The 13,169-nt window shown below is 43.0% G+C and carries 6 protein-coding genes, 2 tRNA genes and 2 rRNA genes; 4 read left to right on the top strand and 6 right to left on the bottom strand.

What is annotated here, in order from left to right:
• The 4 genes from HMPREF1532_RS11395 to HMPREF1532_RS11380 form a co-directional block, all read right to left on the bottom strand.
• Positions 1-2,548 (bottom strand): 23S ribosomal RNA (locus HMPREF1532_RS11395); the annotation flags it as partial.
• Between the two features lie 192 nt (positions 2,549-2,740).
• Positions 2,741-2,814: transfer RNA gene (locus tag HMPREF1532_RS11390), tRNA-Ala, on the bottom strand.
• A gap of 82 nt (positions 2,815-2,896) precedes the next feature.
• Positions 2,897-2,970, bottom strand: a tRNA-Ile gene (locus HMPREF1532_RS11385).
• Positions 2,971-3,123: 153 nt separating this feature from the next.
• A 16S ribosomal RNA gene (locus HMPREF1532_RS11380) occupies positions 3,124-4,646 on the bottom strand.
• Between the two features lie 566 nt (positions 4,647-5,212).
• Between HMPREF1532_RS11380 and HMPREF1532_RS11370 the strand changes: the two genes are divergently transcribed.
• The 4 genes from HMPREF1532_RS11370 to HMPREF1532_RS11355 all read left to right on the top strand — a co-directional run bounded on the left by HMPREF1532_RS11370 (position 5,213) and on the right by HMPREF1532_RS11355 (position 8,326).
• Entirely contained in the window at positions 5,213-5,395 is a 183-nt protein-coding gene (locus HMPREF1532_RS11370; RefSeq protein ID WP_005929179.1) for a hypothetical protein, read from the top strand.
• Between the two features lie 753 nt (positions 5,396-6,148).
• Positions 6,149-6,694, top strand: a complete 546-nt coding sequence (locus HMPREF1532_RS11365) for a flavodoxin (protein ID WP_005929170.1) — start codon at positions 6,149-6,151, stop codon at positions 6,692-6,694.
• Positions 6,691-7,251 (top strand): flavin reductase family protein, encoded by a 561-nt coding sequence (locus tag HMPREF1532_RS11360; protein ID WP_005929168.1) that lies wholly within the window; start codon positions 6,691-6,693, stop codon positions 7,249-7,251. Before HMPREF1532_RS11365 ends, HMPREF1532_RS11360 begins: the two co-directional genes overlap by 4 nt.
• Before the next feature lies 1 nt (position 7,252).
• Positions 7,253-8,326 (top strand): alpha/beta hydrolase, encoded by a 1,074-nt coding sequence (locus tag HMPREF1532_RS11355; protein ID WP_172680711.1) that lies wholly within the window; start codon positions 7,253-7,255, stop codon positions 8,324-8,326.
• Positions 8,327-9,134: 808 nt separating this feature from the next.
• Here HMPREF1532_RS11355 and HMPREF1532_RS11350 read toward each other — a convergent pair.
• On the bottom strand, positions 9,135-11,198 hold the full coding sequence (locus HMPREF1532_RS11350) for a fibronectin type III domain-containing protein (protein WP_005929162.1): 2,064 nt from the start codon (positions 11,196-11,198) through the stop codon (positions 9,135-9,137).
• A gap of 15 nt (positions 11,199-11,213) precedes the next feature.
• Positions 11,214-12,560, bottom strand: coding sequence for a PEGA domain-containing protein (locus tag HMPREF1532_RS11345; RefSeq protein ID WP_005929160.1), 1,347 nt, complete (start codon positions 12,558-12,560; stop codon positions 11,214-11,216).
• Between the last annotated feature and the right edge of the window lie 609 nt (positions 12,561-13,169).

Raw genomic sequence — 13,169 nt, 5'->3', positions numbered from 1 at the left:
CCCTTGGGACCTTCTCCAGCCCCAGGATGTGACGAGCCGACATCGAGGTGCCAAACCCCTCCGTCGATATGAGCTCTTGGGAGGGATCAGCCTGTTATCCCCGGAGTACCTTTTATCCTTTGAGCGATGTCCCTTCCATGCGGAAACACCGGATCACTATGCTCTAGTTTCCTACCTGATCGACTTGTGAGTCTCCCAGTCAAGCGCCCTTATGCCATTACACTCTGCGGACGGTTACCAATCGTCCTGAGGGCACCTTTAGAAGCCTCCGTTACACTTTTGGAGGCGACCACCCCAGTCAAACTACCCACCAAACAGTGTCCTCGTAACAACGAGTTAGAACTCAAATAATCAAAGGGCCGTATTTCAACAGCGACTCCACAGATACTGGCGTACCCGCTTCAAAGTCTCCGGCCTATCCTACACATCAATTACCCAAATTCAATGTTAAGCTATAGTAAAGGTTCACGGGGTCTTTTCGTCCCATCGCGGGTAATCGGCATCTTCACCGATACTACAATTTCACTGAGCTCACGGTTGAGACAGTGTCCAGATCATTACACCATTCGTGCAGGTCGGAACTTACCCGACAAGGAATTTCGCTACCTTAGGACCGTTATAGTTACGGCCGCCGTTTACTGGGGCTTCAATTCAATGCTTCTCTTGCGATGACATCTCCTCTTAACCTTCCAGCACCGGGCAGGTGTCAGGCTGTATACGTGATCTTTCAATTTTGCACAGCCCTGTGTTTTTGTTAAACAGTTGCCTGGACCTATTCTCTGCGCCCTACCTCTCAGCAGGGACCCTTTATCCCGAAGTTACAGGGTCAATTTGCCTAGTTCCTTAACCGTGAATCACTCAAGCGCCTTAGTATATTCAACCCGACTACGTGTGTCCGTTTACGGTACGGGTACCTCAAGGATTAAGTTTAGCGGATTTTCTTGGGAGTATGCTTACACGCACTATTGGATTGTTCAGAAGAACGCTCCATACTATCAGGTTCGACTCTTGCGGTGGATTTGCCTGCCGCAATCAACATCTACACCCTTCAACGGACTATTCCGTCAGTCCGCGGCGCTGTCACGACTCCGTCTCCACGTCACTCCTTAAGGTAGTACAGGAATATTAACCTGTTCTGCCATCGGCATCACCGTTCGGCTGAGCCTTAGGACCCGACTAACCCTGATCCGATTAGCGTTGATCAGGAAACCTTAGTCTTTCGGCGAGGGGGTTTCCCACCCCCTTTATCGTTACTTATACCTACATTTGCTTTTCCACACGCTCCAGCAAAGCTCGCGCTTCACCTTCGACGCCGAGTGGAATGCTCCCCTACCGATACTTACGTATCCCATAGCTTCGGTAAAATGCTTGATGCCCGATTATTATCCACGCCAAACTCCTCGACTAGTGAGCTGTTACGCACTCTTTAAATGAATGGCTGCTTCCAAGCCAACATCCTAGCTGTCTTAGCAATCTGACTTCGTTAGTTCAACTTAGCATTTATTTGGGGACCTTAGCTGATGGTCTGGATTCTTCTCCTTTCGGACATGGACCTTAGCACCCATGCCCTCACTCCTGTGATAGGACTAATGCGCATTCGGAGTTTATCAAGACTTGATAGGCGGCGAAGCCCTCGCATCTTATCAGTCGCTCTACCTCACATTAGTAACTCACAAGGCTGCACCTAAATGCATTTCGGGGAGTACGAGCTATCTCCAAGTTTGATTAGCCTTTCACCCCCACCCTCAGGTCATCCGGAAGCTTTTCAACGCTTATCGGTTCGGTCCTCCAGTTAGTGTTACCTAACCTTCAACCTGCCCAAGGGTAGATCACTTGGTTTCGCGTCTACTCCTACTGACTATACGCCCTGTTCAGACTCGCTTTCGCTTCGGATACACATCTCAAGATGCTTAACCTTGCCAGTAAAAGTAACTCGTAGGTTCATTATGCAAAAGGCACGCCGTCACTGTTTAAAACAGCTCCGACCGCTTGTAGGCGCACGGTTTCAGGGACTATTTCACTCTTCTATTCGAAGTGCTTTTCACCTTTCCTTCACAGTACTGGTTCGCTATCGGTCTCTCGGGAGTATTTAGCCTTACCGGATGGTCCCGGCTGGTTCACGCAGAATTCCTCGTGCTCCGCGCTACTCAGGATACCACTACGCTTCGTCTGACTTCGTGTACCGGACTATCACCGTCTATGGTCGAACTTTCCAGATCGTTCTACTCGTCAGATGTCGTGCGACATCGTGGTCCTACAACCCCATGGATGCCGTGACATCCATGGTTTGGGCTAATCCCCGTTCGCTCGCCACTACTAGGGGAATCATTGTTTATTTTCTTTTCCTGCAGGTACTAAGATGTTTCAGTTCCCTGCGTTAGCCTCTATCATTGGATAGATAACCGGTCTTCAACCGGTTGGGTTGTCCCATTCGGAAATCCGCGGATCAAAGGTTATTTGCACCTACCCGCAGCTTATCGCAGCTTATCACGTCCTTCATCGCCTCCGAGAGCCAAGGCATCCGCCATGCGCCCTTTCTTACTTTCTTTATATCACCGGATCGATTTGAAATCAATAATTAAGAATTTAAAAATTAATAATCAGGAATCCAAAATCGAAACACTACGGTTTGATATATACTTTTAGCTCTTTACTAAAATTTACTTTTTGTACATCATGTCAAAGATCGTTTGCCCTAAACTGTCAGTCGTCCTTTGACAACCGGCAATCCGAAGCGGAGTGGAGAATAACGGATTCGAACCGTTGACCCTCTGCGTGCAAGGCAGATGCTCTAGCCAGCTGAGCTAATCCCCCTTCGTACAAGTTGAAAGTTGGAAGTTGAGAGTTGAAAGTGTAATTTCAGGCTCGCAATCCACCAGGCGTCGACTTGCGGAAGTAGTCCCAGGCAGAGTTGAACTGCCGACCTCTACATTATCAGTGTAGCGCTCTAACCAACTGAGCTATAGGACTAGTTCAACCTCGCCATGCGGCTCGGCTTCTTCTTTCTCTTGTTTATCTCTATCTATAATATAATATAGACGGTCGATCTATATGCTATAAATAAACAAGTACCAGTAGTACATTCAGAACCGGAAATGGACGCCCTTTACGGCATCGCTCCAGAAAGGAGGTGTTCCAGCCGCACCTTCCGGTACGGCTACCTTGTTACGACTTAGCCCCAGTCACCAGTTTTACCCTAGGACGCTCCTTGCGGTTACGTACTTCAGGTACCCCCGGCTCCCATGGCTTGACGGGCGGTGTGTACAAGGCCCGGGAACGTATTCACCGCGCCGTGGCTGATGCGCGATTACTAGCGAATCCAGCTTCACGAAGTCGGGTTGCAGACTTCGATCCGAACTGAGAGGGGCTTTAGGGATTGGCATCACATCGCTGTGTAGCGGCCTTCTGTACCCCCCATTGTAACACGTGTGTAGCCCCGGACGTAAGGGCCGTGCTGATTTGACGTCATCCCCACCTTCCTCACATCTTACGACGGCAGTCTCTCCAGAGTCCTCAGCATAACCTGTTAGTAACTGAAGATAAGGGTTGCGCTCGTTATGGCACTTAAGCCGACACCTCACGGCACGAGCTGACGACAACCATGCAGCACCTTCACAAATGCCTTGCGGCTATGCCGTTTCCGGCATATTCATTTGCAATTTAAGCCCGGGTAAGGTTCCTCGCGTATCATCGAATTAAACCACATGTTCCTCCGCTTGTGCGGGCCCCCGTCAATTCCTTTGAGTTTCACCGTTGCCGGCGTACTCCCCAGGTGGAATACTTAATGCTTTCGCTTGGCCGCTTACTGTATATCGCAAACAGCGAGTATTCATCGTTTACTGTGTGGACTACCAGGGTATCTAATCCTGTTTGATACCCACACTTTCGAGCATCAGTGTCAGTTGCAGTCCAGTGAGCTGCCTTCGCAATCGGAGTTCTTCGTGATATCTAAGCATTTCACCGCTACACCACGAATTCCGCCCACCTCTACTGTACTCAAGACACGCAGTATCAACTGCAATTTTACGGTTGAGCCGCAAACTTTCACAACTGACTTACATGTCCACCTACGCTCCCTTTAAACCCAATAAATCCGGATAACGCTCGGATCCTCCGTATTACCGCGGCTGCTGGCACGGAGTTAGCCGATCCTTATTCATATGGTACATACAAAATGCCACACGTGGCACCCTTTATTCCCATATAAAAGAAGTTTACAACCCATAGGGCGGTCATCCTTCACGCTACTTGGCTGGTTCAGGCTCTCGCCCATTGACCAATATTCCTCACTGCTGCCTCCCGTAGGAGTTTGGACCGTGTCTCAGTTCCAATGTGGGGGACCTTCCTCTCAGAACCCCTATCCATCGAAGGTTTGGTGGGCCGTTACCCCGCCAACTGCCTAATGGAACGCATCCCCATCCTCTACCGAAATTCTTTAATAACAAAACCAGGAGGTCATGTTATACCATCGGGTATTAATCTTTCTTTCGAAAGGCTATCCCCGAGTAAAGGGCAGGTTGGATACGTGTTACTCACCCGTGCGCCGGTCGCCAGCGGTGTATTGCTACACCCTGATGCCCCTCGACTTGCATGTGTTAAGCCTGTAGCTAGCGTTCATCCTGAGCCAGGATCAAACTCTTCATTGTAAAAGTATTGTGACTGCACGAATCAATCATTAATGAATCAACAATTAAAACGCGGCAGTATATTGCTCTGTTCAGGATACCGTAAATCTATTGACGTCATTCTAATACCTATACTATAAGTATTGACGGTTCTAAATTTTAATCTGTCATAACTTAATAAGACAGAATCGTACTACTTGTATTGTTTATCAATATTTCAAAGAACTATTTTTTGAATGCTTTTCTTTTCGGAAAGCGGATGCAAAGATAGAAACTTTCAGGCATTACTTCCAAATGTTTTCGGAAGTTTTTTTTTATTTTTCTTTTTTCCGGTCACTTCTGAAGCGAAAGGAAAAAGAAAAAACTGGAAGTTTCCATACTGCCAATCACCCTCACCATGTCAATCATTCAGCCTTGCTTCTCTTGCAAAGCGGGTGCAAAAGTAGGGCATTTTACAATACGAACAAAATATATGATACTTTTTTTTCAAAAAAAATGAAACGTTTTTTATAACAGGCTGATTTTGAAATATGTGAAAGAAGAGAAAAAGGAAAGAAAGGGGAAAAAGAAAAAAAGACGGGAAAAGAATGACACCTTATTATATATATAAGCAGAAAGTATTGAAAAAGGGAAAGGGGAAAATAGAAAGAGAAGAAGAAAAAAAAGGGAAAGCAGAGAAAAGGGGAAAAGAAAAGAAGAAAAGAAAAGGCGAGGTTATCAAAAAAACAAGGAAGATATTATTAAGGAAGAAGAAAAAGGAAAAAGGATAAAACGCTGATTATTAAAGAAATAGCAAAAGACCGATGCAGGGCAGACAAAAGTATAGAGTTATAAAAGAATAAAGTATAGACTATTACCAGATTAAAGTATAGACTTTGATTGGATAAAAGAGTACACTATTAAAATCAAGGGGAAAGACAGGTAAAAGGGAAGGTTAAAAAAACAAAGACGCTAAGAAGGAAAGAAAGAAAACTGAAAATTAGGTATGGGAAAAAGAGGGAACAAAAGAGAAAAACATATCAGAAGGAAAGAGGGACGATCCAACAGTACTGTCCGCAATTTAATACCAATAGAAAACTACGGGATTCCGGTTTTATAAGGGACTCTCCATAATATTGTATTTTTCATTGAAAAATGAAGTAATAACAGCAACACAAATTACAGACACCAATATAAAGTATCTTATGCTTCTTTAATTCCCTTAATGAACCAGTAAACATAAAAATCGTAGAAGATAATAAAGCTCGACTTATGCTAAAAAACTTGCAAATCATCTTTATCTTTCTCTATATCAGTAATTCGGGTTATATAATCTGTAATTTATATACCGGTATGATGGATAATACTCCGTAATTTTGCATCATCACAATAAAACCAAATCGAGAATGACGATCCAAAGCATAATTATAGTAGCGACAATATCTATATCGTTGCTCCATACAAGAATTTCATTAAATGCACAGAACATGAACAAAGAGAAAACACCTCAAAATTCGAGATATTTAAACTAAATAATATACCGTATGAGAAGAATTGTATTGATTATGACGGCAATCATCATGTTATGTATTACCGTAAATGCACAAGAACAAAGTAACAAAACTTTGGTTGTTTATTTCTCGGCAACGGGAACGACGGAAAAAGCAGGCAAACTGATTGCCGAAGCCACAAGCGGAACGCTCTACGAAATACAGCCTGTGAAAGAGTATGTTGCTGCCGACCTGAACTGGCACAACAAATCCTCACGCAGCAGTGTAGAGATGGCAGATATAAAATCGCGTCCTGCTTTAAGTTCTAAACCGAAGAATTTAGCAGATTACAATACTGTTTATATCGGTTTTCCCATTTGGTGGGATCTGGCTCCGAGAATCATTAACACTTTTATAGAAAGTTGTGATCTTACAGGTAAAACAATTATTCCGTTCGCCACATCGGGCGGTAGTAGTATCTCCAACGCCGAAAAAGAGTTGCAGAAAACTTATCCCACCATAAAATGGCAGAAAGGTAAACTACTGAATAACGCAAGCTTGGAAGATGTCAAACAATGGATAAAAAATAAATCATTATGAGAAAGAATTTCGGGGCAAAGCCCTTTACCTATCCGCAGCCGGTATTTATCATCGCTGCTTACGATGAAAACCATATCCCCAATGCGATGAATGCAGCTTGGGGTGGTATCAGCGAAATGAATGAAATCAGTATTTGTGTCAGCAAAGGACACAAGACAACTGCAAATATCCTAAAACGCAAAGCGTTTACAGTAAGTATGGCAGAAGCCGGACAAGTCGTAGCCTGCGATTATGTAGGCATTGTTTCCGGCAATAAAGTAGCAGATAAATTTGCACGTGCCGGTTTCCACGCTACCCGTTCGGAGTTTGTGGATGCTCCGTTAATTGACGAATTATCCGTAGCAATGGAATGCAGACTGAAAGACTACAATCCCGAAACCAGTATTCTGCGCGGCGAGATAGTAAATGTGAGCGTAGATGAACGTGTACTCGGCGAAAACGGCAAAGTAGATGCTTCCAAAGTAGTTCCCATCATTTTCGATCCGTTCAACAATGACTATCTGAAAGTAGGCGAAAAAGTAGGTAACGCTTTTTCAGATGGCAAAATACTAAAATAAGATGAATAACCGATTAAAAAACGTATGCACAATAACGGCAATGTGCCTTTGCATCGCAGGGCATCTGTTTGCAACAGACAATCATACCAACAACAATAAGATCATGGAAGAGAAATTAAACCTGACTCAAGAATGGGACAAGACGTTCCCTCAGAGCGATAAAGTGAACCATACCAAAATAACTTTCCATAACCGATACGGCATTACACTGGCTGCCGACCTTTATATTCCTAAAAATACTACGGAGAAATTACCTGCCATTGCCATTAGCGGCCCTTTTGGCGCAGTAAAGGAACAGGCTTCAGGCTTGTACGCACAAACACTGGCAGAACGCGGATTCCTAACAATTGCTTTCGATCCGTCATACACAGGAGAAAGCAGTGGAGAACCCCGTTATGTAGCTTCTCCGGATATCAATACAGAGGATTTCTGTGCAGCAGTCGATTACCTTTCTACCCGTAATGACGTGGATACAGAACGTATCGGCATCCTTGGCATCTGTGGTTGGGGCGGTATAGCACTCAATGCAGCCGCCATCGACACCCGTATCAAAGCAACGGCAACAGTAACGATGTACGACATGGGACGTGTAAATGCCAAGGGCTATTTTGACACAGTGGATGCCAACGCCCGTTATGAACTCCGCAAGCAGCTCAATGCCCAACGCACAGAGGACTATCGTAGCGGTACATATGCCCTGGCAGGTGGCGTTGTAGATCCATTGCCTGATGATGCGCCCCAATTCATAAAAGATTACCATGCCTATTACAAAACATCACGTGGTTTCCACAAACGTTCACTCAACTCAAACAATGGCTGGAACAAAACATCCTCACTTTCATTCATCAATATGCCTCTACTATCATATAGTGATGAAATTCGCAGTGCGGTATTGATGCTTCACGGCGAAAAGGCCCATTCACGTTATTTCAGCGAAGATGCTTTCAAAAAATTGAAAGGGAGTAACAAAGAACTACAGATCATTCCCGATGCGAGTCATGTAGATCTGTATGATAATCTGGAAGTGATCCCATTCGACAAGATAGAACAATTCTTCCGCGAGTATCTTAAATAAGCAAGAGCACAAATGTTAATATTTCAGACAAAAGAAAATAATAAAGAAAGAAATAAAAGTACAATTTAAACATTAAAAATAAAAGACATTTTCAATATTAGACAAACCTCTATATATCAATACATTAAATAATTCATTATTTTCCTCTACGAGGAACAAGCCGTTCTTCGTAGAGAAACAGTCCGCCCCTCGTAGAGAAACGACGCTTTTCTCGGTGAGGGACCAACTGAATATTTATAAAATACGACAAGCATTATAAAACTAAAAATAAAAACACGCACATTCCGTAAAGAAAAAAAGAAGCAAAATAAAAAGTTCACACTTTAGTTTAATTATGTCTATAAGAAAAACATTTCTTAGACATTTCCCAAGACATGTTATTGAAGTTGTTTGATATATAAAAATACATTTCTTTGTACGTAAGAAATATATATTTCGACAAGCAGAAGATTATATCCCAAGAGAACTATCAACAATGTTCAAAAACAGAGACGTGATATCCGGGACACCCTATCACAAGAAAACAAATTAAGAAATGCAAAAAGCGTTGTATCAAAAGATTAAGTAGAAAAAATCTCCCTTCCAGTATTTCTTCAAATACTAAAAGGAAGATTCTACAAAGAAAAGAGGTGTAACTGAGGAAGACTAATCCGTTATGACAGTCTTCTTCCCCTCCCAAAAGGGGATAGTATTACTGCCCCGGTATATACTATTCAAATTCCAAAGGAGGAGGAGAAACCTCGTTGACAACATATACATCTCCCTTTATCTGCTCACCAAAGGGAGCTATTCCCAAATATCAGATTTATTATAAAGAGATACGTTCATCTTTTCCAATGATATTGGTTTCAGAACCAGCGACTCCATTAACAGTACCAGAATTTGTGTTACTATCCATCGATAGTATTCCATCTGTCTTCTTTACCAATCCACATACTCCACCTGCTATATCCGTCGAATTTACCTGTCCTTCATGTCTACAACGAGATAAAGAGAAAGTCAGATTATAAATATCCGCTACTCCCACAATACCACCGGCAATATTCGTAGAAGACACTTCTCCCATATTCACACAGGATTCAAGAGTGGCATTTCCCATTCCGACCTCAGAACAAATACCTCCGGCGGCCCATTCATCAGAAGTTACTTTCGCATAATTTATGCAACCGACTATGTCTCCACCTTCTTCGTGCCGCGAACAGATACCGGCTGCCCTATAGCCGCCTTTTATTACCCCATTGTTTTGACAATCAACAATGCGGCCGCGAATTTGATTCAACGACTTCACACAGCCATATGCAATTCCTGACGTAGAATTATCCACATATTCTTCTGCTATAACCTCTGTACCAACAGCCACAATATTTCCATAATTGATACATTTCTCTACCATGCCTCCATACATCATACCTACTATCCCGGCTCCCGAACAAGCCTTCACATAAGCATAATTTTTGCAGTTGGAAATAGAAGCATTGTCCCACAAAGCTCCACAAAACATGCCAAAAGTAATTACTGATTCAGCTATATTTATCGGACTATCATCCGGAGTCATTTTAAGTTCACATCCTTCTCCCATCGTCAGATTACGTATAACCCCATAATTTTGATTGATAAAACCAAGTACTATCCATCCGGTACTGGCTGCCGGTTTTTCCTGCAATTCCGAATAATAGATTTTCAAATTTGATATGGTATGCCCATTTCCTTCCAAAACATAGTCAAATCTATTGATCGGCTGCCAACTCACCTTACCCGCCATATCTATATCCGCATTAATATTCACAACACCTGATGCATCTTTCCAATTTGATAAATCAGCTCCCGCATTACACGCATCCCGAAAAGCCATCAAATCTTCTGCAGAATTAATGCCCTGCCCCACATTTCCTCCGGGAATCGTATACGAAAATACATCACCATAACCCGTTCCTTGGGAACCGGTAGCATAAGCACGGATATAATAGGTATTTCCGGGAACCAATCCACTGACAGTTTCGTATATCACCGTATCCGGTATATTGGAAATGACACGCATATCGGTAACCTCCGGCAATTCTTTAGTCGAACTATAACAAAATCCTTTCTCAGTCACAGTAGAAGCATTACCCAAAATACGGGCTAACATAGTGATAGAGGTAGAGGTCGAATCACTGGGAGTACAAGAAGATACAACCGGAAGATCTGTAGCATTAGTTGTCAGATACGTAGTGGTTCCATACCCCAGGCCATTACTATTGACTGCAAATGCACGAACTGCATACTTACGACCGGGCTTCAAATCGTTCACACGCCATTGATATTCGGCAGAAAGATCCAGATTCTTCGATTCATCGATTACCTCGGGATCATCGGAATCACCACTCACTTCCTTCCAACAGAAACCCTTCATGACAATATTACTGCCACCCTCGTCAAGGATAGAAGTATTCACCACAAAGCTTTTCTCATCCACATCTTTGATCTGTAAAGTACTGAAAACGGGAACTTCACTGGCAACCGTAACAAAACTCTTCACCTCACCACGGGCAATGCTATATCCACTGCTGGCATAAGCACAATAATAATAAGTCTTACCAGCCTCCAAATCGACTAACTGGGCACTGAATTTACCATTATTGTCATTATCGGCTGTCTTTGTCTCATATTCCGCCATACTCTGAAGAGTGGAATAAAGAATACCGTATTCTTTCACAACTACCCCCTCGGGTTTTACCATTTCACCAAACAGCGTAGCACCTGTACGGAAGATACCGTCAACCTTACCCGTTGTTAATTTAGGAGCAAAATTTACAGGCTCCGTATCCTTTTCACAGCCCGACATCACAAAAAACAGGCTACATAATATAAGAAGATATCCGATTCTTTTCATTTTCATTGCAAATAATTAAAACATTATACCAATACCTACAGCAACCTCATGGTGCTTAAAATTAACGGTATGAAAACCGACCGAAAGGGCAAACTTCCCTAAACGACCGATGACACCCAGCTCGGCAGCAACACCGGATGCAGAATGATCCGTATTCTTCACCAATTCACCCTCGACCGTTTCCCATGCCAGTGTACGGCTACCATAGCCACCACCGGCATACACATAAACAGGCTTCCAAAGCTGACGCAAATAACCGGCCGTCACAGACAAGCGGGATTTCTGGCTGAATCCTTCTTTATAATAAGGAGTACCTTCACCACCGGAAGTCAGAGCACCACTGTCGTCGCATTCAAGATCGGCAGAAGCAGAACCGAAATCACTCCGGAATTTCACATAGGCACCGTTCTTACGGACAAAACCGATCATACCACCATAAGAAACTTGAGAAGAATGATAACCAACCTCAGCCATAACCAGCATACGACGTGGCTCTTTGGGCTTGATGGTGGAAATCATGGTAAAAGTCTGGCTATTCGTCTCACCGGAAGAGATGCTGACCAAGGTATCAATGGGAAAGAAAAGATCCTTTTCAATGCGTATACGGTAATCACGGATAGGCATACGGTCACTCTTGTAAGGGGTCTGTCCCGCCAACATGCCGTCAATATAGACATTGGCATCCTGTTCGGGCAAAGAGAAGACTTCCAGATAGCCGAACTTAGGTTTCAAGGTAACGCTCATAATCTTTTGTTCACTGCCAAGATCGATTACACCGGCTTCGGGAGCATACATAGGAGATTCAACACGATAAGTGTGGCTACCCTTCTTCATCGTGGCAGTAAAAAGGCCTTTCTCGGTAGGAACTTTTTCATCATCGATATAAACGGTAGCATCAGCAGGCTCGGGACGCATCACCAACAGTTGCGTATTCGTATCCACAGGAGCTTGGGAAGTACCGTCATTCACACGGACCTCCATCTCATAAACAGTGCTTTTATCGATTATATCAGGGTAGAAGTAGTTGCGCAAAACACCATATTGATCATGCATGATAGAAATGCGACGGGCACCACGGGGAACATAAAGCCAGATCTCGCCGGGTTTATTCTCACGGGCAGTGATACCTAAGGCGTCAGGTTCGAACATCAAATCTTTAACTGTGGTAACGATACGGATCAAAGCACAGAGCTCGCCATTCTGGTCACGTTTGGGAGCGGTGACACGAGCGGTGATGTCAGTCTCCATACGTTGAAAAGAAACAACTTCTATTTTGCCTTGGGCAAAAATCTGATGTTGGGAAAAGAAACTGAACAAAAGAAAGAAAGGCAAAAAAATGCCATACCTTATACTGTTTGTCATTGTATGTAATTGTTTATTCCGTCTGCCCCCATCAACGGCGGTTAATAGATAAAAAAAGCATGAGGGCTGTTAAGCCTATTCTTCAACTATGAATAACAGCTTTACGCTTCTTTGTTTTTTTTAAGATATAAAAACCACCGCAAATATATTATTATTTTAACCATCTACACACTAAATAGAAAGAAAAAATAGAAGATCATATATTGTTTTATTTTTACATACCGGAAAACCGTTACAACATACAACGCCATTAATGTCACTCAAATACATTTGTGGATAAAATATCACAATTTATCTATCCATAAAAACATGCATTTCACAACCAATTCACGTAAGAGATACTGAATTGAAACAAAAAAACAACTCCCCGTTACGTAATCTCTTCCTATCACGAGTTCTTTAAGTAAAACCATCTATATCAGTTTCTTTTATGATAAGAAAACTACCATCCAATACAATGAAAGACCAAGTTCCCTCATCCACCCGGAAACGATGGGACGACGACTCATAGAAAACTAAGTCCAATAATATAGATAGGATGAAGCATTTTATGAAATACTAAAAAACACCCCTGCTATGACAAATGAAAACAATGTCAATGAATCAATT

This window comes from Bacteroides salyersiae WAL 10018 = DSM 18765 = JCM 12988, assembly GCF_000381365.1.
Lineage (GTDB): Bacteria > Bacteroidota > Bacteroidia > Bacteroidales > Bacteroidaceae > Bacteroides > Bacteroides salyersiae.
The sequence above is the reverse complement of the archived record's forward strand: the minus strand, read 5'-3'. Positions and strand labels throughout refer to the sequence as shown.

Coding starts and splice junctions, on each gene's coding strand:
- HMPREF1532_RS11370 (WP_005929179.1), top strand. CDS start 5,213: ATGACACCTTATTATATATATAAGCAGAAAGTATTGAAAAAGGGAAAG.
- HMPREF1532_RS11365 (WP_005929170.1), top strand. CDS start 6,149: ATGAGAAGAATTGTATTGATTATGACGGCAATCATCATGTTATGTATT.
- HMPREF1532_RS11360 (WP_005929168.1), top strand. CDS start 6,691: ATGAGAAAGAATTTCGGGGCAAAGCCCTTTACCTATCCGCAGCCGGTA.
- HMPREF1532_RS11355 (WP_172680711.1), top strand. CDS start 7,253: ATGAATAACCGATTAAAAAACGTATGCACAATAACGGCAATGTGCCTT.
- HMPREF1532_RS11350 (WP_005929162.1), bottom strand. CDS start 11,198: ATGAAAAGAATCGGATATCTTCTTATATTATGTAGCCTGTTTTTTGTG.
- HMPREF1532_RS11345 (WP_005929160.1), bottom strand. CDS start 12,560: ATGACAAACAGTATAAGGTATGGCATTTTTTTGCCTTTCTTTCTTTTG.